Below are 26324 nucleotides of genomic sequence, written 5' to 3' on the forward strand. Positions count from 1 at the left end.
GCGTGGCGCCTCAGGCACCATTCCCCGACTGGCGTGTGCTGGAGCTCTCCAACGGAATCGCGGTCTCTTACTGCGCCAAGATGTTCGCCGACGCGGGCGCCGATGTAGTGAAGATCGAATCCCCGCAAGGTGATTCATTGCGCAAGCGTTCAGCCGGCGGCTCGCCCGGGGCCTTGTTCGGTTACCTGGCAGCAGGCAAAAAATCGGTGGTCCGTCGAGACCACGCGGAAATCACCGCGCTACTGGCCGGCGCCGACATCGTGCTGACCGATTTGACCGACGGCTGGAAGCTCGATGACATCACGGCGCACACCGGCCCGTCGGCGGTGGTCGTCACCGTGACACCATTCGGAATGACAGGGCCCTACGTCGACGACCATCGGGTCGCCAACGAGTTCATCCTGCAGGCGATGTGCGGCTCGATCTCCGGTCGGGGCTGGCCGGGCGACGAACCGGTGCAGGCTGGCGGCCAACTCGGGGAGTGGTTGGCAGGTTCGTTCGCCGCCCCGGTCGCGGCCGCCGCGGCCCGGCACGCTGCCCGGGGCGGCCGCGGAGAGGTCATCGACGTCTCGACCTACGAGGCGATGGCGATCGCGATGGGTGGGCTCTCGGCCATGTCAGCCAGTGTCTTGGGCGCGGATTCCCTTCTGCACCAACGCAGTCTGGAGCTGCCGTCGATCGTTCCCACGGCCGATGGCATGGTCGGCTTCTGCACGATCACCGCCCAGCAGTTCCAAGACTTCCTGATCATGATCGATCGTGCCGATCTGGTCGACGACGCCGAGCTGGCGTCGTTCGTCGGTCGCGTCGAACGCCGCGTCGAGTTCCTCGACATGGTGACACGGTGGACCCGGACCCGGACCACGCAAGAGATCGTCGACCTCGCGGTGGCATTTCGCATCCCGGTGGCGCCGATCGGTACGCCCGCCACACTGCCGACCGTTGACCACTTCGTACAGCGCGGCGTGTTCGTCGAATCCGAGATCGGGGTGCTGCAGCCGCGAGTGCCGTATCGCAGCGACACCATCACGACGCGGTCGCCCGGACTGCCCCCGCTGCTGGGTGCCGACAACGGCCGCGTGCACTGGCCAGCACGGCCCGACCGGCCGAGCTGTGCCGACCCGGACGCACTTCCGTTGTCCGACATCCGGATCACCGATTTCACCGCGTTCTGGGCCGGGCCGGTCGCGACGCAATTCCTCGGTGCCCTGGGCGCCGACGTGATCAAGCTCGAGGGGGTTCGCCGCCCCGACGGTATGCGGTTCTCCGCGGGCCGCCCGCCCGACTGGGACCAGTGGTGGGAGTGGGGTCCGGTCTTCTTGTGCAGCAACAACAACAAACGTGGCGTCAGTGTCGAACTGAGCACCGACGCCGGCCGGGCGCTCGCGCTGAAGCTCATTGCCGCAAGCGATCTGGTCATCGAAAATTTCTCGCCGCGGGTGATGGAGAACTTCGGGCTGCAATGGGACGCCGTGCGCGCGGCCAACCCTCGCGCCGTCATGGTCCGGATGCCGGCGTTCGGTCTCGACGGCCCGTGGCGCGACCGCGTCGGCTTCGCCCAAACGATGGAGCAGGCGACCGGGATGGCATGGATGACCGGACATGCCGACGGGCCACCGGTGATTCCGCGTGGTGTATGCGATCCGATGGCGGGCTTGCACTCCGCCTTCGCGGCTATTGCGGCGCTGGTCATCCGCGACCGGGACGGGACCGGCATGCACGTCGAATCCACGATGGTGGAGTCGGCGCTCAATGTGGCCGCCGAAATGCTGCTCGAGTACTCATGCAACGGAATTCAGATGCGCCGGCAGGGAAATCGGGGTCCCGGCGCGACTCCGCAGGGTCTGTACCGCTGCCAGGGCGACGACGAGTGGGTCGCGCTCGCCGCGCTGACCGACGCCGCGCGCGAAAGCCTGGCCGCGCTCGTCGGCCACCGCGATCTCGGAGTCGATGAGGCCGGTTGGCGGGAGCGCGCCGACGAACTCGACAAGCTGATCGCGGATTGGACCGCGCCTCGCCCGGTGGCCGACGTGGTCCGCACGTTGCGCGCGGCGCGGATACCCGCCGCGCGCGTGACCGAGGCGGCCGCGCTGCTGAGCGACCCGCAGCTGGTCGCGCGCGGGTTCTGGGAGACGGTCGATCACCCCGTCGCGGGTTCGTTCCTGTGCACCGGAATGCCATTCACCTTTGTCGGCAAGCCGAGACGCTGGATCCGCCGCGGCTCACCGCTGTACGGGCAGCACACCGGCGAGGTGCTGAGCGGGATCCTGGGGAGCAGCCGGGAAGAGCTGGCGGAGTTACGCGTGCAGGGCGCAACCAGCGCCCGCCCGGCGGGCTTGTGACGTGGCCGTCACGTTGTGCGTGCCGCCGCGCCCCGGGGAGCTGTGCGCGCCGGTGCGGTTCCTGGTGCGTCAGGACACGGTCGTGATGGAACTGACTGCGCGGCACCGGATCACCGGCGTCGAGTGGGACGACGGAGAACGTGCGGTAGCCATGATCGTGGAGATCACCGACCCGCAAACCGCGCGACCGGTGGACGTGCGAATCGACGTCGTAGAACGTGGGACTGTTGCCGGCACGTCGCCCGTCGATGTGCGGACAACGATGATCGGCACTGTCGTTCGGGATGGACGGCAATGCGAGGTACTAGGCACCTATTTAGGGGTGGTAGCGGATGAAAACTGAAGAGCCGCAGGGGTGAGCGCGACGAAGCGGACCGCGGCTATCGTCGGGGTGCACAACACTCGACAAGGGCGACGCCTGGACGGCGAAACGTCACGCGGACTGGCGATCAAAGCGATTCTGGGCGCGCTCGACGATGCCGGCCTCACGCTCGACGACGTCGACGGCATCAGCGCGAGCCCACATTCGACCTCGTTGATCTACGACCTGCGGATCGGCCCCGCCTGGCAGGGCCTGGCCTTCGGGGTCGGCATGATCACCGAGGCGGTCACCGCCATCGAGCACGGCATGGCCGATGTCGTGGTACTGGTCGCCGCCCAGGCCGGCGAATACCGCGATCACGAGGCCACGGCGCCGTGGACCAGGCCCGAGAACGAATTCGTCGCGCCGTGGGGAATGTTCACCACTGCCGAGTTCGCGTTGATCGCCCGAAGGCACATGCACGTATACGGCACCACGCGCGAACAGCTGTCCATCGTGGCGGCGACCATCCGGAACAACGGCTCGCAGAACCCCGAAGCCGTTTACTACCAACGTGGTCCGTTCACCCCGGACGACATCACCGCGTCCCGACCGATCTCCGACCCGTTCCACCTGCTCGACTGCGCCACCACTTCCGAAGGCGGCTGCGCACTGGTGGTGGCGAACATCGATAAGGTCGACCCGGCCAGTCGGCCGATTTTTGTGCTGGGCAGCGGGGCGGACTTTCACGGCCCCTCGTATCAGCACCCACCGGCCTGGGACCTCTCCGGGCGGCGCGGTGACCACGTCAATGGCGTCGTCGGAAGACGCGCGGCCGAATGTGCGTTCCGCCACGCGGGAATTCGGCCCGACGACATTGACGTGCTCGAACTCTACGATCCGTTCTCGTTCGAAATCATCCGCCAGCTCGAGGCTTTCGGCTTCTGCGGCGAAGGCGAAGGCGGCCCCTTCGTCGCCGACGGCCATATCGCCATAGCCGGCAGTCATCCGATCACCACCGATGGAGGAACCATGTCCTTCAGCCACGCCGGTGCTAATCCGCAAATGATGCAACGCGCGGTTCGGGCCGTCCAGCAATTGCGCGGTGCGGCGGGTGCGCTTCAGGTTCCCGACGCGCATATCGCATTCTGCAGCAACGGAGGCGCGGGAGCCTTGTTCACCACGGTGCTGATCGTCGGAGATGAGCCACGGTGACCGAGTCGTTGCAACCGCAGACCGGTCCGCTGCCACACGCGAGCAGTCACGCCAGCGTGCCGTTTTGGCAGGGATGCCGATCAGAGGAGTTGCGGTATCAGCGCTGCGATGCGTGTGGTCAGGCCAACTTCCCGCCGACCGAGCACTGTCGCCAATGCCTGTCGGCTGAATTGCAGTGGGCGAAGAGTGCCGGGTTCGGCGAAATCTACAGCTGGACAGTGGTTTACCGCCCCGTGACGCCGGAGTTCGAACCGCCCTACGCACCGGCGATCATCACGCTGGACGAGGGCTACCAGATGCTCACCAACATCGTCGGTGTGGCGCCCGAGAAACTGGCGATCGGCATGCGGGTGCAGGTGCAGTTCCAGGCCGTTGGACCGGACGTGACACTGCCCTACTTCACCGGTCAAAAGTAGAAAACGGTGAGTCCCCGGCGCACCACCAACGGCCTACCGGTGACGGCTTACCTGGTGCTGGGTGTGCTCGCCGCCAACGATGAACAACTGACTGCGGGCGAGATCAAGATGCGCGCCGAGCTGACGGTGGGTCACTTCTACTGGTCACCGTCGGTCAGCCATGTGCGACGCGAACTGAACCGCCTGCTGGAGGGGGGGATGGTCAGCGAAATCCCCGCTCAATCCGGCAAGCGTGCGATCACGCTGTACGAGACCACGGATGCCGGGCTCGACGCGCTTCGCCGGTGGGTCCAACACTTCCCGGGTGACGATCAGGTCGTCATCAAGCACCCCGTCATCCTGCGGACCTGGCTCGCGCGGGGCGAGGATCCCGAACTCGTCGTCGACACGCTGGATCGGCATCTCGACGCCACCCGGGCCCGGCTGGACGAGGCGCTGTGGTCGCGGCAGCGTTCCCGGGAACTCGGCATCACCGACGATCCGGACCAGCGCTTCTCGTTTGCCGTGCTGGACTACGCGATCCGCGGGTTGTACGCGGAGATCGCCAACATCGCGCAACTGCGGGACGAGATCGCCAGCGGCACCAGCCGAGATCCCGTCAAACGGGTTACACGGGCGAAGGGGCAGATCCGCCGTCGGGCACCCAAGAACTAGCCGCATCGCGGTAGGCCGTGCCCCGTGGTTCGCGCACCCAGAGGGTTTCGTCCTCGCCGATCGCCGTTGCCTGCGCGATCAACTGACGTTTGAGAACCTTGTGCGTGGCGGTGCTGGGCAGCTCGCTGGCGATCCGCACGTAACGCGGTCGCGCCTTGGGGGACAGGTCGGGTTGCTCGCTCAGGAAGGCTTCGAATTCATCGGGATCCAGGGTCTGGCCCTCGTTCAGCACCATGGCGGCCATCACCTGATCGCCGACATGGCCGTCCGGCACGGCGTAGACCGCAACGCGGTTGATCACATTGTGGCGGAGCAGGATTCGTTCGATAGGTGCGGCGGCCATGTTCTCACCGTCCACCCGCATCCAGTCCGCGGTGCGCCCGGCGAGGTAGATCCAACCGTCGGCGTCGCGATAGGCGAGGTCCCCGGACCAGTACATGCCGTGGCGCATACGTTCGGCATTCGCGGCGGGGTCGTTGTAGTAGCCGGTGAAGAAACCCGATCCCGCGGTGTTGACCAGCTCACCCACCGCCTCGTCGGCGTTGGCGAGCGCGCCGGTGGCATCGAAGCGGGCCACGGCACACTCGGTGACGGTGTCGCTGTTGTAGATCGCGATCCCGTCGATGCCTCTGCCGATCGAGCCCTTCGGAGTGCCCTCTTCGCGGACCACGATGACCGCGTTCTCCGTCGAGCCGAAGCCGTCCTCGACCCGGACCCGGAACCGGCGCCCGAATTCTTCGATGTCCTTGTCGTTGGCCTCGTTGCCGAACGCCACCCGCAACGGGTTGTCCGCGTCGTCGTCGCGTTCGGGGGTGGCCAGGATGTAGGCGAGCGGCTTGCCGACGTAGTTCATGTACGTCGCGCCGTGGCGGCGGACGTCCTCGAGAAAGTTGGTCGCCGAGAACTTCGCCGGCACGATCGCGGCCCCGGAGCACACCGCAGGCGCCCATCCGGCGACGACGGCGTTGGAGTGAAACAGCGGCATGGACACGTAACAGGTGTCTTGCTCGGAGAGGGTGAAGCGCTGGACCAGGTTGGTGCCGGCGAACATCGCCATCAGGTGGGAGACCTGAACTGCCTTGGGATTTCCGCTCGTTCCAGAGGTGAAGATCATCATGAATGCGTCGGTCGGGGTGACTTCACGGTGCGGAACGAGTTCGCCGGCGCCGCCGATGAATTCAGCCCACTGCGGTGTCGAGGTGTCGAGGATCTGCGTCCCTGCGAGGTCCAATTCGTCCAACAGCGGCCGGTGCTCGGCATCGGTTACGACGAACTGGCAGTCAGCCCGCCGGATGTCGGCGGCCAGCGCCTCGCCGCGCCGGGTGTTGTTCAGACCGCACAACACATAGCCGCCCAGGCCCGCCGCCGCCATCTGGTTGAGCATCTCGGGGGTGTTGCCCAGCAGAGCGCCGACGTGCATCGGCCGTCGCGGATCGGCGCCGCCGATCAAGGCCGCCGCTCGCGCGGTGGCCTGCGCCAGGTGCTGGCTCCAACTCCATTGCAAATCATGATGTTTCACGGCGACGTTCGAATCCGACAGGCGGCGGCGTAAGAAAGCCTGCATGGTGTCGTCAGTCATCGAGATTCACCTTCATCCTTGCGAGACGAGACGGTCCGTCTTAGCTTAGCGGTCGATTGGCGCGAGTAATTCACGCGCTGCCGCCACACCCGGCCGCGGGCATGAGCGCGTGGCTCGCTACCCGCCCACCATCATCAGGCCGCCGTCCACGGCCAGCAGTTGCCCGGTGATGAAGCCCGATCCCGGGCCGGCCAGGAAGACCAGCATGGGTCCGACATCGCGCGCCGGGTCTCCCAACGTGCCGCCGAGCGGAATCATCATCTTCATCTGCTGGTCGATCAGCGCGGCGGCCTCCGGCCCAAGGAAATCCCGCAGCCGGTCAGCACCCGGCGTCTGCACCGCCGGCGCGAGGGCGTTGACGGTCACGTTGTCGGACGCCCAGGCCTTAGCGGCCGATCGGGTCCACGCCTGCACCGCTCCCTTGGTCGCGGCATAAACAGCCGAAATCGGGCTGCCCATAATGGCTTCGGAGGATCCGAAGTTGATGATCCGGCCGCCCTTGGGATCCTGGTCCTTCATCACCGCATACGCAGCCTGATTGGTCAGGATGGTGGCCTTGACGTTGGTGTCCAACAGGAACGAAATGTCGTCGGCGCCGATATAGCCCGGTATCCCGGCTTGCCACAGCCCCGCGGCGTTCACCAGGACATCGAGTCCGCCAAGCTGCTCGGCGGACTGCTGGACCATCGCCGAGACGGCATCGGCGTCACGCACATCGCACTGTATCCAGTTGGCCGCGAGGCCATCCGGTGGCGGACTCCGGTGATAGGTGGCGGCGACTTTGGCCCCCGCCGCGGTCAGAACTGCGACGGCGGCCGCACCGATTCCCGTCGCTGCGCCGGTCACCAGGATTCGTCGGTCTTTGAGAGCTTCTGTCACGTCTGACATGGCCGAAACGCTATACGTCCGGCGCAGCTGCCATGACACCACCTGGAGAAGAACGCCCGCTAGGCGCGCACCGCGATTGCGGACAACAGGTCGGCAAGCACATCCGGCCGGTCCACCATCGAGAACGTCCGCGCGCCGTCGATGACTTCGAGGCGGGCGTTCGGAATGGTCGCGGCCAGTCGCTCGCCGTCGGCGAGTTCGAAGAACGCGTCGTCGCCGGACCATGCGATGAGCGCCGGTTTGTCGAACTCCGGCAGCCGGGCCGCGACGTTTGTGGTCACCTCGGTGCGCAGCGAGAGGGTGAGCTGACGCAGATCTTCGGCTATGGCCGGATCAGTGAGCCCCGGTTGTACCCAGGCCTCGGCGAGGTCGTCGATGTTGCGATGCGCCAGGCCGTCAAACGCGCGCTTGCGTGCCGTCGGCACTCGCATGGCCTGCGTTACGGCCCGAAACGTCGTCTTCGACTTGGCCGCCAGGATCACCGGCTTGAGTATCGGTGGCGGAAAGTGTTCGAACGCATCGCAGCTCGTCAACACCAGGGCACCGAGTCGCTCGGGATGATGCACCGCGACGAGTTGGGTGACAACGCCGCCGGTGTCGTTGCCCACCAGTACGACGTCGTCGAGGTCCAGGGCGGCAAGCGTCTCGGCGACGATGCCGGCGACGCCGGTGATGGTGCGATCGGTGCCGGGGCGCAACGGCTGTGGGTGCGCGCCAAGCGGCCAGGTGGGGGCGATGCACCGCAGGCCGCGCTCGGCGAGTCGCTCGCTGACTTGGCGCCACAGTTGCCCGCTCATCATGTAGCCGTGCACGAATACGACGGGTCTGCCGTTCTCGGGTCCGGTCGCTTCGTAATGGATGGTTCCGGCGCTAATGTCGATCGTCGACATCGATAACTCCTACTCAGAGGTGGTCATTTACAAACAGGCTGTCTGTTCGTAAGTTACCAACAGGTTGTATGGAAAGCAAGAGGCGGACCCAGGAGGAGCGCTCCGCGGCTACCCGCGACGCGCTGATCTCGGCTGCGCGCCGGCTGTGGGGCGAGCGGGGCTACGCCGAGGTGGGAACGCCCGAGATCGCCGCGACCGCAGGCGTTACCCGCGGGGCGATGTATCACCAGTTCGCCGACAAAGCAACGCTATTCAGCGAGGTCGTAGAGGTGGTGGAGCAAGATGTGATGGCCCGGATGGCCACGATTGTGGCCACGTCGGGAGGGACAACACCGGCAGACATCCTCCGCGCCGCCGTCGACGCCTGGCTCGAGGTCTCCGGTGACCCAGAGGTGCGGCAGCTGATTCTGCTGGACGCGCCGAGCGTGCTGGGCTGGGCGGCCTTCCGCGACGTCGCCCAGCGGTACAGCCTGGGCATGACGGAGCAAATGCTCACCGAGGCGATCAAGGCCGGTCAGCTGGCGCGGCAACCGGTGCGACCGTTGGCGCATGTGCTGATCGGGGCGCTCGACGAGGCGGCGATGTTGATCGCCACCTCCGAAGATCCGAAGCGTGCCCGCCGCGAGACCCGCCAAGTACTGCATCGGCTGATCGACGGGATGTTGCACGACCCGACGGGCTGATCAAAAGTATTGGTATGTCCGGATTTTCGCCGCCGCGGTCGCTTACTGGTTTCTCGGATCCGCGGCTTCGTCGGATACTTACATGCGGCCTTCGGGCTAGAGGACTTGTGACCCTAGGGCTGTGCGGCATTCCGATCGAGAATCGCACCATGTCAACAATTGGTGCAGAACGTATGCGCATCGAATCGGCCGCTCCGACATTCGACGCCATGATCGTCGAGCATGCAGTGGTAGCGGCCGACCCGGCGACTACGTTACAGGCGGCCAAGTCCCTGGATTTCCTTTCGGTGCGCACGCCGCTGCTGGCGGCGTCCATGTGGCTGCGCGTCTTGCCGTCGCGACTACGCGGGAAGGTCGCCCCGCCGCCGCCCCGACTGGTTGTCGCCGAGGGCGTCGGCTTGCCGGGCTGGCTACTGCTCGGTGAGCAACCGGACCGGGAAATCGCCTTCGGTGCGGTGGGGAAGTTTTGGCAGCCGGTGATCGAGTGGCGTGACGTGGCGCCGGCGGAATTCGCCGCCTTTGCCGAACCTGGCTGGGGAAAGATCGCCGCCAACTTTTCGGTCGTGCCCTACGGCGCGAGCCACACGCTGCTCAGCTACCAATGCCGGACTGTGACAACCGATCTGGATTCGCGCAGGCGGTTCCGGCGGTATTGGTGGCTGGTCCGTCCGTTTGTCGCCCACATCATGTGTGCGACGCTTAACACGATCAAATCCGACGCCGAGCAAGCGGCAAATAGTGAGTTTGCCTGAATATCAGGAGTCGAACGGCGCCAGCCGCACGGCCAGCGGCAATCCACAACGAACGAGCAGGCCCATGCGTCCTGCCGGTACCGCCCCCGCCTCCGCACGGATGATGCTCACCAGATCGCGTTTGAAATCGCCTCGCGGGTAACGTCGTAACGTCTCGGCTACGTTACCGGGAGCGATGTCCCAGATGCGCAGCCTAACGCCGTCGACCATCGCTCCCCATTGCAGATAGCACCCCATCGCGCCGTCGGCGTCAACCGTGATTCCGGGTGTTGCGTGCAGGTCGACGCGCGTGGCCTCCTCCGGAATCCGGCCGAGTGCGAGCTTGATGCGTCCGACGGCGTTCGTCCATTGCCCCACCGCGGTCACGAGCAGGAGACGGCGCCGCTCCGCGCGCGACAGACGGCCGCCGGTGCGACGTGTCCAGCCGAGCCCGCCAAGCCGATCCGGATCGGGCATGTTGCGGCCAATCGCGTTGTCGTTAAGGAGTTCTGAGGAACACGTCATTGAGCGTGACGGTTCGGAGATTCCGCTCGCGGATGGTGTCGATGAGTTGCGGATAGACGTGCGTGACGGGCAGGTGATTCAGATGACCGATCACAATGTTTTGCGGGGTGAAGTACTCGTCGATCATTTTGAGGATGTATTCCTCGGTAATCAGCGTCGAGTCCGACAACGATCCCGACCATAGAGTCGGGACGGTGTAGCCGAGTTCGTTGGCCACCACGTCGACGGCGCCGTTGCGTTTTCCATAGGGCGGCCGGTAGTACGGTTTCGCGCCGACGCCGAAGGTCTTCTTCAGAAAGTCGTCATTGCGCTTGAGTTCCTCTTCGACCTTGCTTTGCGACACCGTCGTCAGATCCGGGTGCGACCAGGTGTGGTTGCCGAGCTGAATCTGCCCGGACTCGACCAGTGGCCGCAACAGATCCAGATTCTCGGCCCAGGAGTCATAGATGCCGTTGACGAAAAACGTCATCCGCGCACCGGTGTCCTTGGCGAGCTGCGTGTAGGCACGCACCACGTCGCTGTTGACCCCGTCGTCGAGGGTCAGCGCGAGCAGGTCGCCGTCTCCGGGAATCTTCATCAGGGCACCGCCGCCCGGTAGCGGGATCCGGGCACTCAGGGGCGGGGGCGGCAACAGACCGACCGGCGACGGGGCAACGGGGCCGGAGGTCGCGGCCGAGTCGAGAGGCACTTGGGCAAACGTTCGCGGTTGCGGGTCGACGATCAGGCGCGCCGTCCCCACCGCGGCAACCGTGGCGGCGGCGAGCGACCCGAGGAATCGACGGCGCTTCATCTCTTCCATGACGCACCACCGCTCGAACGACCGGGCAACGAGTTTGCGGTGCGGGGGGCGTAAGGCGGCCCCGCGTCCGGGTTGCCGACCTTGCCAAACTTCGCAGCCACAGCAGCGAACCGTACCACTGCCAGCCCGAATATGTCGGTGACGTTACGGGAGGGTCGGCTGTGAATTCTCTGGCGAAAATGGCGTGGAGCTGCGGAGGTCACGATGGCGTCACGACCCGCTATCGGATCAGTGTGGTTCGCCGCTACCACGTTGCGGCAATTGCACCGGCTCGACGTCGGGGGTGCCGAGCGTGGACGCGAGCCATGGCAATGCCGCGTCGAATGCCTGGGCGGCGAACGGCCAGTCGTGTTTGCCCGGCTGGGTCACCACCGCGCAGCTGATCCCGTTGGCGCCGGCGATCGTGCACAGCGCGTTGGCCGCGGCGTCCTGGCCCTCCGGGTTGGCCGCCGTGGTACTGCCGAGGGTGGGGTTGGCCGCTTGCGCGACGTTGTGGGCACCGGGCGGCGCGGGGATGTCGAACCATCCCGTCAGCCCGGTATAGCGGCCATGTCGGGTCATCACCGTCAGCGGGTCGAAGTCGGCCCAGGCGGTGGTGTTGCCGCCGAACAACTCCGCGATCGTCTGGTCCTTAGTCCCGATGTTGGGCCGGAAATCGCCGGCGATGTCCACGAACGCGCTGAACAGCTCCGGATGCATGACGCTGAGGGTGACGGCGCAGGTACCGCCCATCGACCAGCCCGCGACGCCCCAATTCGCGCGCTCGGCGCTGACCCCGAAGTTCGAGACCATGAACGGCACTATGTCTTTGGTCAGGTGGTCGGCGGCGTTACCGCGGGTCCCGTTGACGCACTCGGTGTCGTTGTCGAACGAGCCGGTCGGATCGACGAACACGAAGACCGGGGCGAACCCGTGATGGCGCGCCGCGAAGCCGTCGATGGCGGTGAAGGCGCCGCCGGGCCCTAGCCAGTCGGAAGGGAGATTGAACGCCGAGCCGATCATCATGACCGTCGGCAGCCGGGGCGGCGGGTTGGTGTTGAACCACGCCGGGGGCAGGTAGACGAGTTCCTGGCGGTGCGGAAAGTGGGATGCGCCGGAGTCGATATTGACCGGCACCACGACGCCCTTGTCCGGCTTTGTCCCGGCGACCTGCATCGCGGTGACCTGCAGCCGGTCGATCTGATCGGGCAACGGCTTGGACGTCAGCTGATTCCAGGCGGCGAGCACGGTGGGGAAATAGCCGACCCACAGGTTGAGGGCCATGGACGCGCACAACACGCACAGCGGGACCGAAAGGACCGCGAGCCCGCGACGCCACCAGCGGGCGCCTTGCCACCCCAGCACCAGCACGGCGGCGGTCAACCCGCTCATCCCAATCCACAGCCACAGCGTCGTCGGTGCCGGGTCACCGGCCACCCCGATCGAGACGATGTACCAATAGGCCAGCGCGGTCAGCGCGGCCGCGGCGATCAGCGCCACCGGCAGCGCACGCTTCAACCAGCCCCGCCGGCGCCAGTCGATCACGATCAGCGCCAAGAGCAGTGCGAGTGCTTGCGCCGCGAGCGGCAACCAGCCGTGCAGCAAGGACAGTTGTCCAAGGAATTGGGGCAAACGTCGAGACCTTAAAAGCTATGGAACCCGGTAGGCCAGACCAACTATCCCATATCGCCGGAATGGATCGAGCTCGCGAAGGACCGCAGCCGCAGGCTATTGCCGACCACAAAGACGCTGGAGAAGGCCATCGCGGCGCCCGCGAGCATCGGGTTCAGCAGGCCGAGCGCGGCCAGCGGGATCGCGGCGACGTTGTAGCCGAACGCCCAGAACAGATTCATCTTGATCGTGGCCAGCGCCTTGCGGGAGAGTCGGATCGCGTCCACGGCGGCGCGCAGGTCGCCGCGGACGAGCGTCAGGTCGGCGGCCTCGATCGCCACGTCCGTGCCCGTGCCCATCGCGATGCCTAGATCGGCGGTGGCCAGAGCGGCGGCGTCGTTGACCCCGTCGCCAACCATCGCGACGATCTTGCCGTCGGACTGCAAACGCTCGACCACGGCGACCTTGTCGGCGGGCATGACCTCGGCGATGACGTGCGCAATCCTGAGCTCTCCGGCGATGCGGTCCGCCACGACCTCGTTGTCTCCGGTCAGCAGCACCGGCGTCAACCCAAGCCGCTTGAATTCCCGGACGGCCTCGGCGCTGGTGGGCTTGACGGTGTCGGCGATCACCAGCACGCCGCGGGCGCTGCCGTCCCAGCCCACGGCGACGGCGGTCTTGCCTTCGCTCTCGGCGCGAACCTTGGCTGCCGAAAGCGTTGGGTCAAGGTGCTGGGACCAATCGGCCAGCAGGCTTTCGCGCCCGACGACCACGGCATGGCCGTCGACGGTGCCTTGCACGCCTTTGCCTTCCACTTCTCCGAAGCTCTCGGGCGACGGCAGGGAACCGAGTTCCGCGGTGGCGGACTTGGCGATCGCCTGGGCGATCGGGTGCTCGGAGGCGTCCTCCAGCGCGCCGGCGTAGCGCAGCAGCGTCGCCCGGTCGGTGTCCGGCGCGGTGACGACCTCGACGAGCGTCATCTTGCCGGTGGTCAGGGTGCCGGTCTTGTCGAGCACGATCGTGTCGATCTTGCGGGTGGACTCCAGCACCTCGGGTCCCTTGATCAGCACACCGAGTTGGGCCGCGCGACCCGTGCCGACCAACAGCGCGGTCGGAGTCGCCAGCCCCAGTGCGCACGGGCAGGCGATGATGAGCACCGCGACCGCCGCCGTGAAGGCCGCGGCGATCGGGAATCCGGCGGCCAGCCAACCCCCGAGGGTGGCCACGGCGATGGCGATGACGATTGGAACGAAGACTCCCGAGACGCGGTCCGCGAGCCGCTGGACCTTCGCCTTGCCGGATTGAGCCGCTTCCACGAGCTTGCCCATCTGTGCCAGCTGGGTGTCGCCGCCGACCCGGGTGGCGCGCACGACGAGACGCCCGCCGGCGTTGACGGTGGCGCCGGTGACGATGTCGCCCTCGCCGACCTCGATCGGGACGGACTCACCGGTGAGCATCGAGGCGTCCACGGCTGACGAGCCCGCGATGACGATCCCGTCGGTCGCGATCTTCTCGCCGGGACGCACGACGAACTCCTCGCCGACCTTGAGGGCCTCGATCGGGATGCGGGTCTCGCCGCCCAGCAGGTCGCGGCCCAGCACCGCGACGTCCTTGGCGCCGAGTTCCATCAGGGCGCGCAAGGCGGTGCCGGCGCGGCGCTTGGAGCGCTTCTCGAAGTAGCGGCCGGCCAGGACGAACAGAGTCACACCGGCGGCCACTTCGAGGTAGATGTTGCCCGCGCCGTCACCGGGCGCAGTGGCTAAGGTCAGCGAGAAGCCGTGGTGTAGATGGTGCTGGCCCGCCGTCCCGAAGAACAGCGCATACAGCGACCACAAGAACGCCGAGAGGGTTCCGATCGACACCAGCGTGTCCATCGTGGCGGCGCGGTGCTTGAGGTTGGCCCAGGCGGCGGCATGAAATGGCTGGCCCGCCCACACGACTACCGGTGCGGCCAGGGCCAGCGATGCCCACTGCCAGTTGCGGAACTGGAGCGCGGGGATCATCGCCATGGCGATCACCGGGGTGGCGAGCACGATCGAGGTGATCAGCCGACTGCGCAGCGAGGCCAGCTCGACGTCATCGGCGGTCGCCGCGGGTTCCTCCCGGCGTTGCGGCAAAACGGCGGTGTAGCCGGCCTTTTCGACCTCGGCGACCAGCGACTGCGGGTCGTACCCCGCCGGGACGGTGACCGACGCCCTTTCCAAGGCGAAATTCACCGTCGCCGTCACGCCGTCGAGCTTGTTCAGCGCCTTTTCCAGCCGCGCCGCGCAGGAGGCACACGTCATCCCGGTGATGTCCAGCTCCAGGTTGCTGACCGCACTCGTGGTCATGACGCTCCTTCCTAATACCCCCCAGGGGTACTCGTACCACGGCTCCGTTATACACCCCTAGGGGGTATCTTCGTCAAGGCCGTGTCATCGCCAGATGTCCCGACGATTCTGCCTGCTCGGCGGCGTGGGGTCGGTGGCGGGGCGCCCGGGTTGACGGCCGTGACAACAACAGCATCACCCGGCCCTCCGGCGGTGCCTCGGGAACGGCGCTCGGATCGATGCCGTAGTAGTTCCGCTGGTCGGCCGTGACGTCCCAATAGACGGCTTGGGATGCCACCGTGCCCTGGACAGTACGGTCACGACGGGTAGCGCGGCGATCGTGCGTTGCGCTTTAAACCACATTGCGCCTAAGGGCTGCAGACGATCGCGGTGAGTTTAGCTGGTGATCATGTCGACGATGGCTTGTCGAACATCATTGCCGGAGATGCGATCCGCCGCCGATGTACCACACCTGACCGGTGATCCACTCCGCGTCCTCGGAGAGCAGGAAAGTGGTGACCGCGGCGAGGTCGTCGGGTTTGCCCAGTCGCGTGGTCTTGCCGAACATCAGAAAGGCCTGCTGCAGTTGAAGGTCGTTCTGCCGCTCCTGGGTCTCGCCCATCACCAGACCGGGCATCACACCGTTGCTCCTGATGTTGTGTTTGCCCCAGTTGACGGCGACGTGCCGGGTCAGGTGGTTGACGGCGGCCTTGGAGGCGCCGTAGGCGACATGTTGCGGGTCGCTGCCCAGCGCGGCCCCCGAGGACGTGTTCACGATGCTGCCACCGCCCGCCTCCAGCAAATGAGGGAGAACCGCTTGGATGGTTCGGACGTAGCCCAGCAGGTTGACGTCGAGTGTGCGCTGCCAGACGTCCAAGCCGGTATCGAGGATCGTGGTATCGCGGCCGAGGTTGCCCTCCGAGAGATCGGCACCGACGTTGTGCAGACCGTGAATACCACCGAACTCGCCGATGGTCCGGTCGACGAGATCCTGCACGGACCGCTCATCGGCAAGGTCGAATTCGATCGCAATGGCACGGCCGCCGGACTCGTTGATTTGTTGGGCGGCGGCAGTGGCGCCGGCGATGTTGATATCGCCGATCGCGACCCGGGCCCCCTCTTCGGCAAGGCGTTTGGCGGTGGCCGCGCCGATCCCCGTGGCGCCCCCGGCCACCAGGAACGCCTTGTCCTTCAGTCCGCGCATCAGCCGCAGCTCACACGTATCCGACGCCGATGTCGACCGAAACCTGGGTTGCCGTAACCAATCTGGATTGGTCGGAGGCCAGCCACGCGACGGCGTCGGAGATGTCTTCGGGCTGCGCGATGCCTTCGGGCAGCAGCGGTTTGTGCAGGCCGCGCAGGTGCGGATAGTCGTCGGCGGCCGACTGCAGTGCCTCACGCATCCGGCCGGTGCCCATCGGAGTGGAGACCGCACCCGGGTTCAGGCTGTTGACCCGGATGTTGTACCGGCCGAGTTCGGCGGCGAACGCGCGGGCCATCCCGACGATCGCGTGTTTGCTGGCCGTGTAATGGATCATGAACGCCTGCATCTTGATGCCGGCGGCCGATCCGATCAGAATGATGGAGCCGCCGCGACCGCCGTCGATGATGTGGTGCGCACCGGCCATCACGGTGTTCCAGGTACCAATCACGTTGGTGTCTATGGTGTCCCGGAACGCCTGCGCGCTGATCTGATCCCACGCGGCCGGGCTGCAGATTCCGGCGTTGGCGACGATGACGTCGAGCCGGCCCAGCTCGCCGACGGCCTCGTCGACCGCCGCCCTGAGCTTGTCGAGGTCGCGAGTGTCGACCGCCGCGGTGACGACCTTTCGTCCACTCGCGCTCACCAGTCGTGCCGTCTCCGCCAGGTCGTCGGGCGTCGGCGAATCGTAGGGAACGCTGGACGGCAACGGGCCGGCGATGTCCACCGCGATCACGTCGGCGCCTTCGGCGGCCAGCCGCACGGCGTGCGCCCGGCCTTGTCCGCGAGCGGCGCCGGTCACCAATGCCACCTTGCCTGGGAGTAATTGGCTCATGGGCCCTTCCTAGTCACGAGTGATCTTGTCGAGCGGGTTGGACCGTTCCAGCATTCCGTAGGCCTGTTCGCCGTCCCACGTATAGCGCACGCCGGCCTGCTGCAGGGCGGGGAAGCTAGGCATCTCCTGCTTGAGGGCGTTCATCGAATACATGTCGTCGTCGTGGTGGATGTCGTGCGTGGACAAGACTGTCTGCCCGGCGATCTCGACGATGCCGTCGACGGTCTCGAGCACCAGCGAAACATCCTCGCCGAGTGGTTGCAGCCGGGTCAACCACGGGGCTTGCACCACCCGGGCCGCGATCAGGCCGCCATCGCCGGTGAAGACGAACCCCTCGTTGAAGGTGGGTTCGCCGTCGGGCCGCGGCGGGTATGCGATGTAGCCGAAAGCCCGACCACTGGCGAACACCGCGGACTGCCAGGAGTGTCCCCAGAATCCGGCGAGCTTGCGAACCCCGGTACGACGGATGCGCAGCCCGCTGCCGGTGAACTTGTGTTGTTTGCCGTCAGCCCGGAATTCGCCTGTGGCGGTGAATAACTGCTCGTAGCGCGGGCCGCCCATGATGTCGCCCACGGCAGTTGTCTTGAGCTGTGTGTCGGCGTCGGGTTGCAGCGCCCCTTGCACCCACGGCGGTACGGTCATCGTCGCCTCGACGTGGAATTTGACGTCGACGCCCGGGCCGGCCTTCTTGCCTTCCACCAAATCGGACGACGACGTGCGCACCGCCGGGCCGTCATAAGACATCGTCCATTTCCGGAACGGCTCGATACAGCGGAACGCCAGCCCGCCGGCGCCCAACACGCTGGGCCGCCCGTCGGGTCCCGCGGCGGGCAGTGATGGCTCGTTGGTACGCAGCCGATAGACCCGGCCGTCGGGGAAGGCGACGTTGACCTGTACGTCGTGCGACTCCCAGTTTGCCCCCACCGCTTCGATTCCGATGCGCGGCAAACCAATATCGCCCTGGTTGTCGACAACCCAGAAGCTCACCGAGTCACGCATCGCCGGGTCCTGCGGTCGCTGCGCGAGCATGTATTCGCGCGCCGGATCGATACCCCCGGTCAGATCAACAGCCATCGAATATCCTTTGTCCGTGTGCTTTTCAGTGCGCAGTCCAGCGGCGCGCGCTGTCCACGTAGCAGGCGAAGCGAGGCCGCACCTCGTCGAGGTCAATGCCGAATTCCTGCGGGTCGGCGTGCGAACTCGGCTCGCGATCTGCGGCAGCGTGCGTCCACCAGCTTTGCATCTGTGCTTCGAACTGCGCGCCCACCGGGGCGCCCAACCACGCGTACAGAGCGGTGACCTCTCCGATCGGATCGTCCTGCATGGCGCGAAAGTCGATGTCGTAGAACCGATCCTCGGCGCCGCCGGCACGGAACCGCAGCGCCCGCTCCATGCCGAGCGACCAATGCTCGACATTAAGCCGTCCGATGTAAGGACGGTCGATCTCGGAGCTGAATGTCCCGATGATGTCGGCATACAGATCGGCGACGGACAGGATGACATCGGTCGGATCGCGGTGCGTCATCACGAACCGCGCGTCGGGAAACACCGCATCCAGGGCGTCGAGCCACAACACGTGCGACGGGCATTTCAGCCGCCACGGACGCGGCGGCTCACCCCAGGCCAGCAGCTTCATCACCCGGCGCTGATACCGCAGGGCCGAGATGAGGTCGGCCTGATTGACCAACCACGTTGAATACGAGGGGATTTCCGCGAAAGACTGAAAGATGTGCGACTTGAAATCCAACGCCATCAGTTCGTGGCACTCCATCGGCCCATGCGTGTCGCCGGGGACGTGATGGCGGGTGCCGACCATCTCACCCTTGTCGGCCGGGATGCGTGGATCCACGCCCTGCACCGTGGCAGGCGGGGGACACGGTTGCGACGACTCCCATCGCCGCAGATAACGCACGTCGGGATCCTGAGCCAGCAGCATCGAGAGTGCGGTGGACCCGGTGCGCGGCAGTCCCAAGCCGATCAACGGCGCGGTAATCGCAACGTCGTCGATCTCAGGGTGCCGGCGATACCAATCCTCGACCTGCAGGCGTTGCGACAGGTAGCCGACGATGCGTTGGTGCAGGAACGCGCTGCCGCGGTCGTTGAGGCGCGCCTCGTCCCGCAGCGCGTGGAGCAGGATCTCGAGCCCTTCGGCGTAGGAATCCCCGCCAAAGTCGGCCAGCCGGGTCTGCGCCCTGGCTTCATCGGTGACCTCGGTGATCGTCAGCACGGCCGGGTCTCTCCGAAAGTCGTTGCTGCCATGGTCAACCCATCCACTGGCCGCCGGCGACATCGATCGTCTGACCGCACATGTAGTCGGCGGCCTCGGACGCCAGGAAGGCGACCATGTTGGCGGCTTCCTCGGGCAGCGAGGCGCGCCCCAGCTGGACCTGGTTGGTAATCGCCTCGTGGATGGCGCCGCGACCGGCGCGCTGCTTGTCGTCCTGCGGATCGAGCAGGTACTGGCGCATCTCGGGTTTGATCATGATGCCCGGAGCCACGCCCAGGACATTGACCCCCCGCAGCGCGACCTCGTGGGCGAGGTTGCGCGTGAACCCGATGACACCGGCCTTGCACGAGTTGTAGACGACCAGGCCGCGTTGTTGAATGCGTCCGCCCACCGATCCGATGTTGATGATCTTTCCCGAGCCCTGCGGTAGCAGGTACTGCAAGGCGGCGTGGGCGCCGTACATCATCATCGTGAGGCTGCCCAGCACGGTGTAGTCGATTTCCTCTTTGGTCTGGTTCTCAAAAGGGCCGGCGGCGACCATCACCGGATTGTTCACCATGATGTCCAGGCCGCCGAGTTCGTCGTGCGCTTGCGCGACCGCGCCGTGCACCTCGTCCCAATCGGACATGTCGGCCTTGACGGGGACGGCCCGCACACCCCAGCGCTGCTCGACCTCCTTGGCGCGGCGCTCCACCTTCTCGAAGGTCCGGCCGATCAGCGCCACGTCGGCGCCGCAGCCGGCCAGCCGGTTCGCGATCGCCTGGCCCAGGCCGTCGCCTCCGGCACCGGTCACGAAGGCCTTCTTGCCGGACAGGTCCATCAGCTCGGTCACCCGCTTGCCGATGATGTGCTCCGGCAGCCGGTCCAATCCCAGCAATTGCACCCAGTTCTGTTCGTCTTGCAGTGTCTCGTTTTGCATAAAAGCCGACCTCCGTCCAGATGCTTGACGCGATTGGGCAGCCAGACCCGCACGGCATCGCATGGCGGCGCGATGCCCCCATGGCCGACGATATGACCGGATAGGGGGCGTCAGGTAATACCAATTCGGGAAACCAGTCATGCCGGTTTTGTATAGCTGGTAGATCTGATGCGATGGATACCCACCGGCTCAAGTACTTTCTGCGGATCGCGGAGGAAGGCTCGATCTCGCGTGCGGCCACCGTGCTGGGCATCGCTCAGCCCGCGCTGAGCCGCCAGATCCGACTGCTGGAGGAAGACCTGGGCATCACGCTGTTTCAGCGGACTCGCCGCGGCGTGCATCTGACCGAAGAGGGCGAGCGCTTGCGTTCGTCGACGGCCGCGCCGCTACGTCAGCTGGAGCTCGCGGTCCGGTACGCGGGATCACCGCTGGCGCGCATCGAGCGCGGGCTGCTGTTCGGCATGGTGCCTACCGCCGCCGGTGTTCTGGCCGCGCCGCTGTTGGCCAGCCTCGGCGCGGCATTCCCGAACGTGCACTTCCACGTCGCCGTCGCCGAAACCGACGACCTCGTGCAGCGCATGCTCAAAGGTGCGATCGACCTTGCGGTGATCAATCCGGTATCCGACGACCGGCTCTTCTACCGCAACCTCGTCGTCGAAGACCTCGTGCTCGTCGGCGGTCCCGCATCGGATCTCTCGCCCGCGAGCCCGGTCCCCTTCACGGTCCTGGCCGCATTGCCGCTCGTCATGCCCAGCGGGCAGACGGGAATTCGCAACACCTTGGAAAACACCGCGCTGCGCATGAAAGTCGCTATCACGGCCCGCTTTTCGACGGATTCGCTGGAAGTCGCCAAGCATCTGGTCGAGGCGGGACTGGGGTACACGGTGCTGCCGCCGGCGGCGTGTGGCGCCGACGTCGAAGCCGGGCGGTTGCGCAGCGCGCCGATCTGCGAGCCCGAGATCAACCATCAGCTCGGGGTGGGTGCGACCGCGGCGCTGGAACTGCCGCGCGAGTTCGCGACGAAGATCGGAATCGTGCTGCGCGAAGAGGTCGCGCGGCTGACCAAATCCGGGTTTTGGCCGGCGCGCTTCGTGCCCTCGCCCGTGTGGGATCCCAATATTCCGGAGCCGCAAGATTGAGCGGGTCTACGCTGCCGGGTAGATGGAAGGAGACATCATGACTGTCGTCATCGTCGACGCGGGTCCCCATCAGGTCAGCCGTTCGGTTGACGTCGCCGCGCCGGCCGCGGAGCTCTACGAGCTGGCTGCCGACCCCCGACGTCATTCTGAGCTGGACGGATCGGGCACCGTCCAAGGCAACATCAAAGTGCCGGAGGCACTGGCGGTCGGGTCGAAGTTCTGCACGAGCATGAAGATGCTGGGCGTGCCGTACCGCATTACCAGCACCGTGACCGAGCTGAAGCCGCACGAATTGATCGAATGGCGCCATCCGCTGGGTCATCGCTGGCGCTGGAAATTCGAGGCCCTGTCGCCCACCCTGACCCGGGTTACCGAGACGTTCGACTACCGCGACGCGGGTGCGTTGAAGAAGAAGCTGAAGTACTACGAGCGGATGGGGTTCGCGAAGGCCAACGCGTCCGGCATCGAGGCGACGCTGGCCGGGCTGCGGGACCGCTACGCCGCGACGTAGGTCAGATCGGGTCGCCGGCGTCCCACGCGACCGTGCCCGAGCCCAGTCTCGCTTTTCCGCTACGGCCGCCGTTGCCGACGATCTTCTCGTTTCCCTCGCCGAGGAGTTCGCCTTCGGATTGGAGCTCATCGTGGTCGGGCTCCAGCGATCGCAGATGTGAACGCGATCACGGCGTGGATCGTGGTTCCTTCGGAATCAGCCCCGCCCATCGAAGGACTTCGTGGATGACCGCCCGCCGCACCTCGGAATCGCTGACCCGCCTGGGTCACCTGGTCAGTCGTTACGGTCTGGTCGTCGTTTTGGCCTGGATCGGGTTCGGCAAGTACGTGAAGATGGAATCGCGCGTGCTGATCGAACACAACCCGCTGATGAGTTGGGTGCACGACGTATTCAGCGTCACGACCGTTGCCCGCGCGCTGGGGACGATGGAAATCGTTGCCGCCGTTCTCATTGCGGTGCGCCCGGTCTGGCCACGGGTGTCGGCCGCCGGAAGCGCCCTGGCGGTGGTGTTGTTCCTGGGGACGCTGAGTTTTCTGTTCACGACTCCCGGTGTGGTCTCCACCCGCGCCGCCGGCCTGCCCGTGCTGTCGGCGCTGCCCGGTCAATTCCTGCTGAAGGACCTCGTGCTGATCGGGGTGGCGCTATGGACGCTCGGTGACGCGCTGCGTGAAAAGAGTCCCCCGAATGAGGTCCTTGGCTGAGCTCAGCGCGGCGTCGTAGGTCGCCGGCGCCAGGCTGTCCGCCTGCTCGGAGAGCCCCCGGGTGAGCGCACAGATCGCTTCGACCGTCGAGCGGGTGTCGGTCTCGGCGGATAGCGCACCACGCTGCCGGGCATCGTCGACGATCGCGAAGACGACGTCGTGCAAGGCCTTGGACCCAGGGGATTTCGGGACGGGTGGGCGCAGTCGGGCAGTGCTCGCGGCACGCAGTGCCCGCAAGAACCCGGTCAGGTACGGGTAGTCACGGACCAGCCGCGTCGACTCGTCCAGCACCGCGTCGAGTCGGCCGACGACGTCGTCGTGCTGTGCGGCGGCCGCACGCAGCCGCGGTAGGAGGATCGCCTCGATCTCCTCACCGGTCGCTGCGAGCAGTGCTGACTTGTTCGGAAAGTAGTGGTACAGGCTGCCACTGGTCATGTCGGCGGCCCGGGCGATCTCGCGGATGGTCGCTTGCGAGTAGCCGACTTCGGCCACGCAGCGCATCGCGGCGGTGATGATCCGTCGGCGGGTCTCTTCGCTGTCTGCCCCCGCCGGGCGCCCCAGCTGAGTCACGGGTCTTCGGGGCGGCGTGCTCGCGTCCTGGTCCGAATGCGCCACGTCCGCTTTCGCCGCGTCAGGTAGTAGTCCGCGGGCGAGCTCTCACCGAGCCGCCAGCCGCGCCACCTGGCCAGCAGACACAGACCCGAACCGACCACGATTCCCGCCAGCTCGCCCCGCGGTGCCAGACCGTAACGGGAGAGCAGAACCACGGTGCCGCTGGCCGCCACCGCGCACGTCGCGTAGAGAGTGTTGCCGCCGAAGATCGCCGGAGTGCGGTGTACCGCCAGGTCACGCAGTGCCCCGCCACCGACGGCGCTGACCGTACCGAGCAAAATCGCTGGGAGCCAACTCAATCCGACTCCCAACGTCTTCTCCGTGCCAGCCACCGCCCAGGTGCCCAACGCCAGCGCATCGACCACCGGATAGGTCAGCGACCACAGCCGGGCGCGCAGCGGAATCAAGAACGCCACCGTCGCTCCCACCAGGGCAACCACCACGTAAAGCGTGTCCGTCAACGCCAACGGCGGCCCGTGCTGCAACAGGGTATCGCGGATCACGCCGCCGCCAAGGCCCGATAAAATCGCGAGCGCAACGAATCCCACAGGGTCCATTCGGAATTCGCGAGCCACCACGCCACCCAGGACAGCATTGACGAACACGCCGGCCAGGTCGATGACGCGCGAGAATTCCCCCAGCGCGAGGTTCACGGCCACTCTCTCACCGCGCACCTCCGGGATAACTAGGTTTGGTCGAATATATTCGACGATGAACTGCGCCCGCGGCCGAAGGGTGGGCAACTATGCGAGCGGGGACACAGCTGGGTCGCCCCGTTGGCGCCAGCGGCGAAGAGACCCGAAGGCGCATCATCGTCGCCACGATGAAGTGTGTGGCCGAGGTCGGCTATGCGAAGGCGACGATCCGTGAAATCGCCCGCATGGCCAACGTGACCAGCGCCAGCCTGTACAACTATTTTCCGAACAAGTCCGCACTGATCAACGCGACCATCGCGGCCAGAACCGACACGGCAATGCCCCGGCTGCGACTGGCGGCGCAACGCCCCGGCGACGTCGTGGACCGGATCGAAGCGGTACTCGACGAATGCGGCCAATTGATGCGGGAATACCCGGACTTGGCCGCGTTCGAATTCGCGATCCGGGCGGAGACCGTTGCGGCGCCGGGTCGACGGAAGGATCGCACGCGACCGAGGAACCCCGGTTTCGACGCGTTCCGCGAGATCATCGAGGGTGTCATCGAGAATGCACGCCAGCGCGGCGAGCTCGGTGCTCATCCGGATCCGCAGGCCGTTGTCGCGGCCGTCTATGCGCTGGTTTACGGCCTGACGGAGTTGGCGGCCACGCTGCCGCCGCAGGACTATCACGCCGCGCTGAGTTCGGCGAAGGTGCTGGTCAGAGGCGCCTTGTTCGACGAGCAGCCGGCGACTCCTTGATACGATCAAGCGATTGATTATAGAGTCGGCTCACGAGAGCGGAGTCGGGACTTGACCGAGACTGTTGGGTGCGCGTTCGATGTCGATGCGCTGCGGCAGAAGTACGCCGAAGAGCGCGCGCGGCGACTACGGCCCGACGGGATCGACCAGTATGTGGAAGTCGCCGGTGATTTCGCCCGCTTCGCCGAAGATCCCTGGGTCGACCAGGAATTCGTCCGCGAGCCGCGCACCGACGAGGTCGACGTGGCGATCGTGGGCGCCGGCTTCGGCGGGCTACTGACCGGTGTGCGGCTACGCCAGCTCGGTGTGCAAAGCGTGCGGCTGATCGACCGGGCGGCCGACGTGGGTGGCACCTGGTATTGGAACCGATACCCGGGGATCGCCTGCGATGTCGAGTCCTATGTGTACATCCCGCTGCTGGAGGAACTCGGCTACATCCCCGTGGAGAAATACTCCAAGGGCGCAGAGATCTTTGCGCACTGCCAGCGCATCGCGGAGCGGTACGACCTGTACCGTGACGCGTGCCTGCGCACCGACGTCCAGGAGATCCGTTGGGATCCAACGGATTCCCGTTGGATCATCCGCACCGACCGGGGTGACGAGATGCGGGCCAAATTCGTCTCGATGGCAAACGGGTACCAAGCCAAGCCCAAACTGCCCGGCATCGCAGGCCTCGGGTCCTTTCGAGGTCACACGTTCCACACCGGCCGTTGGGACTACGGCTACACCGGCCAGAAGCTGGAGAACCTAGCCGGCATCCGTGTCGGCATCATCGGCACCGGCGCGACCGCGGTCCAATGCGTGCCGCATCTGGGCGCCGCCGCGGGCCAGCTCTACGTCTTCCAACGCACGCCATCGTCCGTCGACGTCCGTGCCAATGCCGCCACGGATCCACAGTGGGTCAACGCATTACAGCCGGGCTGGCAACGCCGGCGCATCCAGAACTTTCAGATCTTGACCGCCGGCGGGCAGGCGCCCGAGGACCTCGTCGCCGATGCCTGGACGAGCATCACCCGCAAGCTCCCGGTGATGCGTCATGACGGCGACACCGCGGTGGATCCGGAGCAGCGCGGCCGCGACATCGAGATCGCGGACTTCGCCAAGATGGAGGAGATCCGGGCCCGAGTCGACGAGGTCGTCGCCGACCGCGCCACCGCCGAGGCGCTCAAGCCCTGGTACGGCTACTTCTGCAAGCGCCCCTGCTTTCACGACGAATACCTGCAAACCTTCAACCGCGACAACGTGACGCTGGTCGACACCCGCGGTCGCGGGGTGGAGCGGATCACCGAGTCCGGTGTCGTCGTCGACGGTGTGGTCTACGAGCTCGACTGCCTCATCTTCGCAACGGGTTTCGAGGTGGGCACCGACTACAGCCGTCGCACCGGGTTCGAACTGATCGGTCGCGACGGCGTGAGTCTGACCGAGCGCTGGCGTGACGGCGTTCGCACATTCCAGGGCTTGTGCGCCAACGGTTTTCCGAACTGCTTCATCGAGAGCATCTCCCAGGCGGGATTGACGGTGAACTTCCCGTATCTGCTTGACGTGCAAGCCAGCCACGCGGCCTGGATCATCGCGTGGGCACTAGAACACGGCGCGACCGAGATCGAGGCGTCACCGGCCGCCGAAGCCGCCTGGGTCGAAACGGTGGTCGCGCGCTCGACCGCGACCGCAGAGCGCGCCAAGACGTGCACCCCCGGTTACTACAACCGCGAGGGTAAGGCGGACGCCAAGACGCGACAGGGCAGTTTCTTCTTCGGTGCTCCCACCGAATACGCCGACATCTTGGAGGCGTGGCGGGCGCAGGGAGATTTGGCGGGCCTCGACATTCGCGGCGCCGGGCCGTGAAGTACCTGCTCGGGCGAGC

Annotated in this window: 27 protein-coding genes; 12 read left to right on the forward strand and 15 right to left on the reverse strand. The window is 66.2% G+C overall.

Annotated elements, in window-relative coordinates; all coding sequences use genetic code 11:
- Positions 1–2: 2 nt before the first annotated feature.
- From OK015_RS02630 to OK015_RS02650, 5 genes are read left to right on the forward strand one after another with little or no spacing between them, the layout of a single operon-like run.
- A complete protein-coding gene (locus tag OK015_RS02630) occupies positions 3–2342 on the forward strand; it encodes a CaiB/BaiF CoA-transferase family protein (protein WP_268132385.1) in 2340 nt (779 codons plus the stop codon).
- Position 2343: 1 nt separating this feature from the next.
- Positions 2344–2685, forward strand: a complete 342-nt coding sequence (locus tag OK015_RS02635) for a hypothetical protein (protein WP_268129042.1) — start codon at positions 2344–2346, stop codon at positions 2683–2685.
- A 12-nt stretch (positions 2686–2697) separates the two neighbouring features.
- Entirely contained in the window at positions 2698–3858 is a 1161-nt protein-coding gene (locus OK015_RS02640; RefSeq protein ID WP_268129043.1) for a thiolase family protein, read from the forward strand.
- Positions 3855–4274 carry a Zn-ribbon domain-containing OB-fold protein gene (locus OK015_RS02645; RefSeq protein ID WP_268129045.1) on the forward strand — a complete coding sequence of 140 codons (420 nt, stop codon included), beginning with the start codon at positions 3855–3857 and terminating at the stop codon, positions 4272–4274. The genes OK015_RS02640 and OK015_RS02645 overlap by 4 nt, the downstream gene beginning before the upstream one ends.
- 6 nt (positions 4275–4280) lie before the next feature.
- Positions 4281–4928 carry a PadR family transcriptional regulator gene (locus OK015_RS02650; RefSeq protein ID WP_268129047.1) on the forward strand — a complete coding sequence of 216 codons (648 nt, stop codon included), beginning with the start codon at positions 4281–4283 and terminating at the stop codon, positions 4926–4928.
- Here OK015_RS02650 and fadD1 read toward each other — a convergent pair.
- From fadD1 to OK015_RS02665, 3 genes are all read right to left on the reverse strand, one after another.
- Positions 4882–6507, reverse strand: a complete 1626-nt coding sequence (gene fadD1, locus OK015_RS02655) for a fatty-acid--CoA ligase FadD1 (RefSeq protein WP_268129049.1) — start codon at positions 6505–6507, stop codon at positions 4882–4884. The genes OK015_RS02650 and fadD1 overlap by 47 nt on opposite strands.
- Positions 6508–6624: 117 nt before the next feature.
- Positions 6625–7395: an SDR family NAD(P)-dependent oxidoreductase gene (locus OK015_RS02660; protein ID WP_442791191.1), complete on the reverse strand. Its 771-nt coding sequence runs from the start codon at positions 7393–7395 to the stop codon at positions 6625–6627.
- Between the two features lie 59 nt (positions 7396–7454).
- On the reverse strand, positions 7455–8285 hold the full coding sequence (locus OK015_RS02665) for an alpha/beta fold hydrolase (RefSeq protein ID WP_268129051.1): 831 nt from the start codon (positions 8283–8285) through the stop codon (positions 7455–7457).
- A gap of 68 nt (positions 8286–8353) precedes the next feature.
- Here OK015_RS02665 and OK015_RS02670 point away from each other — a divergent pair, with 68 nt between their 5' ends.
- Positions 8354–8968, forward strand: coding sequence for a TetR/AcrR family transcriptional regulator (locus OK015_RS02670; protein WP_268129053.1), 615 nt, complete (start codon positions 8354–8356; stop codon positions 8966–8968).
- A gap of 149 nt (positions 8969–9117) precedes the next feature.
- A complete protein-coding gene (locus OK015_RS02675; protein WP_268129054.1) occupies positions 9118–9720 on the forward strand; it encodes a hypothetical protein in 603 nt (200 codons plus the stop codon).
- A gap of 3 nt (positions 9721–9723) precedes the next feature.
- On the opposite strand, the gene OK015_RS02680 is transcribed toward OK015_RS02675, so the two are convergent.
- The 10 genes from OK015_RS02680 to OK015_RS02725 form a co-directional block, all read right to left on the reverse strand.
- Positions 9724–10176, reverse strand: coding sequence for a hypothetical protein (locus OK015_RS02680; RefSeq protein ID WP_268129055.1), 453 nt, complete (start codon positions 10174–10176; stop codon positions 9724–9726).
- 22 nt (positions 10177–10198) lie between these two features.
- Positions 10199–11014 carry a polysaccharide deacetylase family protein gene (locus tag OK015_RS02685; RefSeq protein WP_268132388.1) on the reverse strand — a complete coding sequence of 272 codons (816 nt, stop codon included), beginning with the start codon at positions 11012–11014 and terminating at the stop codon, positions 10199–10201.
- A gap of 237 nt (positions 11015–11251) precedes the next feature.
- Entirely contained in the window at positions 11252–12634 is a 1383-nt protein-coding gene (locus OK015_RS02690) for an alpha/beta hydrolase (RefSeq protein WP_268129057.1), read from the reverse strand.
- Between the two features lie 44 nt (positions 12635–12678).
- Entirely contained in the window at positions 12679–14943 is a 2265-nt protein-coding gene (locus tag OK015_RS02695) for a heavy metal translocating P-type ATPase (RefSeq protein WP_268129058.1), read from the reverse strand.
- 73 nt (positions 14944–15016) lie between these two features.
- Positions 15017–15220 (reverse strand): hypothetical protein, encoded by a 204-nt coding sequence (locus OK015_RS02700; protein ID WP_268129060.1) that lies wholly within the window; start codon positions 15218–15220, stop codon positions 15017–15019.
- Positions 15221–15355: 135 nt separating this feature from the next.
- On the reverse strand, positions 15356–16126 hold the full coding sequence (locus OK015_RS02705; protein WP_268129061.1) for an SDR family NAD(P)-dependent oxidoreductase: 771 nt from the start codon (positions 16124–16126) through the stop codon (positions 15356–15358).
- A gap of 10 nt (positions 16127–16136) precedes the next feature.
- Entirely contained in the window at positions 16137–16958 is an 822-nt protein-coding gene (locus tag OK015_RS02710; protein ID WP_268129063.1) for a mycofactocin-coupled SDR family oxidoreductase, read from the reverse strand.
- A gap of 9 nt (positions 16959–16967) precedes the next feature.
- Positions 16968–18032, reverse strand: a complete 1065-nt coding sequence (locus tag OK015_RS02715) for a hypothetical protein (protein ID WP_268129064.1) — start codon at positions 18030–18032, stop codon at positions 16968–16970.
- Positions 18033–18057: 25 nt separating this feature from the next.
- Entirely contained in the window at positions 18058–19185 is a 1128-nt protein-coding gene (locus tag OK015_RS02720) for a sulfotransferase family protein (RefSeq protein WP_268129065.1), read from the reverse strand.
- A gap of 34 nt (positions 19186–19219) precedes the next feature.
- A complete protein-coding gene (locus OK015_RS02725; protein WP_268129066.1) occupies positions 19220–20104 on the reverse strand; it encodes an SDR family NAD(P)-dependent oxidoreductase in 885 nt (294 codons plus the stop codon).
- Positions 20105–20277: 173 nt separating this feature from the next.
- Here OK015_RS02725 and OK015_RS02730 point away from each other — a divergent pair, with 173 nt between their 5' ends.
- The 3 genes from OK015_RS02730 to OK015_RS02740 all read left to right on the forward strand — a co-directional run bounded on the left by OK015_RS02730 (position 20278) and on the right by OK015_RS02740 (position 22455).
- A complete protein-coding gene (locus OK015_RS02730; RefSeq protein WP_268129067.1) occupies positions 20278–21243 on the forward strand; it encodes a LysR family transcriptional regulator in 966 nt (321 codons plus the stop codon).
- 37 nt (positions 21244–21280) lie between these two features.
- Positions 21281–21754: an SRPBCC family protein gene (locus OK015_RS02735; RefSeq protein WP_268129069.1), complete on the forward strand. Its 474-nt coding sequence runs from the start codon at positions 21281–21283 to the stop codon at positions 21752–21754.
- A 224-nt stretch (positions 21755–21978) separates the two neighbouring features.
- Positions 21979–22455 (forward strand): DUF417 family protein, encoded by a 477-nt coding sequence (locus OK015_RS02740; protein WP_268129071.1) that lies wholly within the window; start codon positions 21979–21981, stop codon positions 22453–22455.
- Here the strand turns inward: OK015_RS02740 and OK015_RS02745 are convergent.
- Together OK015_RS02745 and OK015_RS02750 are read right to left on the reverse strand one after the other, a co-directional pair.
- On the reverse strand, positions 22396–23025 hold the full coding sequence (locus OK015_RS02745) for a TetR/AcrR family transcriptional regulator (protein WP_268129073.1): 630 nt from the start codon (positions 23023–23025) through the stop codon (positions 22396–22398). The two genes, OK015_RS02740 and OK015_RS02745, sit on opposite strands and share 60 nt — an antisense overlap.
- Positions 23022–23726 (reverse strand): trimeric intracellular cation channel family protein, encoded by a 705-nt coding sequence (locus OK015_RS02750; protein WP_268129075.1) that lies wholly within the window; start codon positions 23724–23726, stop codon positions 23022–23024. The genes OK015_RS02745 and OK015_RS02750 overlap by 4 nt, the downstream gene beginning before the upstream one ends.
- Positions 23727–23812: 86 nt before the next feature.
- On the opposite strand from OK015_RS02750, the gene OK015_RS02755 reads away from it, so the two are divergent.
- Entirely contained in the window at positions 23813–24460 is a 648-nt protein-coding gene (locus OK015_RS02755; protein ID WP_268129076.1) for a TetR/AcrR family transcriptional regulator, read from the forward strand.
- 51 nt (positions 24461–24511) lie between these two features.
- Positions 24512–26305, forward strand: a complete 1794-nt coding sequence (locus OK015_RS02760; protein ID WP_268129078.1) for a flavin-containing monooxygenase — start codon at positions 24512–24514, stop codon at positions 26303–26305.
- Positions 26306–26324: the final 19 nt, after the last annotated feature.

This window comes from Mycobacterium sp. Aquia_216, from assembly GCF_026723865.1.
In the GTDB taxonomy this organism is placed as follows: domain Bacteria; phylum Actinomycetota; class Actinomycetes; order Mycobacteriales; family Mycobacteriaceae; genus Mycobacterium.

Coding starts and splice junctions, on each gene's coding strand:
- fadD1 (WP_268129049.1), bottom strand. CDS start 6,507: ATGACTGACGACACCATGCAGGCTTTCTTACGCCGCCGCCTGTCGGAT.
- OK015_RS02660 (WP_442791191.1), bottom strand. CDS start 7,395: ATGTCAGACGTGACAGAAGCTCTCAAAGACCGACGAATCCTGGTGACC.
- OK015_RS02665 (WP_268129051.1), bottom strand. CDS start 8,285: ATGTCGACGATCGACATTAGCGCCGGAACCATCCATTACGAAGCGACC.
- OK015_RS02670 (WP_268129053.1), top strand. CDS start 8,354: ATGGAAAGCAAGAGGCGGACCCAGGAGGAGCGCTCCGCGGCTACCCGC.
- OK015_RS02675 (WP_268129054.1), top strand. CDS start 9,118: ATGTCAACAATTGGTGCAGAACGTATGCGCATCGAATCGGCCGCTCCG.
- OK015_RS02680 (WP_268129055.1), bottom strand. CDS start 10,176: ATGCCCGATCCGGATCGGCTTGGCGGGCTCGGCTGGACACGTCGCACC.
- OK015_RS02685 (WP_268132388.1), bottom strand. CDS start 11,014: ATGAAGCGCCGTCGATTCCTCGGGTCGCTCGCCGCCGCCACGGTTGCC.
- OK015_RS02695 (WP_268129058.1), bottom strand. CDS start 14,943: ATGACCACGAGTGCGGTCAGCAACCTGGAGCTGGACATCACCGGGATG.
- OK015_RS02705 (WP_268129061.1), bottom strand. CDS start 16,126: ATGCGCGGACTGAAGGACAAGGCGTTCCTGGTGGCCGGGGGCGCCACG.
- OK015_RS02710 (WP_268129063.1), bottom strand. CDS start 16,958: ATGAGCCAATTACTCCCAGGCAAGGTGGCATTGGTGACCGGCGCCGCT.
- OK015_RS02715 (WP_268129064.1), bottom strand. CDS start 18,032: ATGGCTGTTGATCTGACCGGGGGTATCGATCCGGCGCGCGAATACATG.
- OK015_RS02725 (WP_268129066.1), bottom strand. CDS start 20,104: ATGCAAAACGAGACACTGCAAGACGAACAGAACTGGGTGCAATTGCTG.
- OK015_RS02730 (WP_268129067.1), top strand. CDS start 20,278: ATGGATACCCACCGGCTCAAGTACTTTCTGCGGATCGCGGAGGAAGGC.
- OK015_RS02735 (WP_268129069.1), top strand. CDS start 21,281: ATGACTGTCGTCATCGTCGACGCGGGTCCCCATCAGGTCAGCCGTTCG.
- OK015_RS02740 (WP_268129071.1), top strand. CDS start 21,979: ATGACCGCCCGCCGCACCTCGGAATCGCTGACCCGCCTGGGTCACCTG.
- OK015_RS02755 (WP_268129076.1), top strand. CDS start 23,813: ATGCGAGCGGGGACACAGCTGGGTCGCCCCGTTGGCGCCAGCGGCGAA.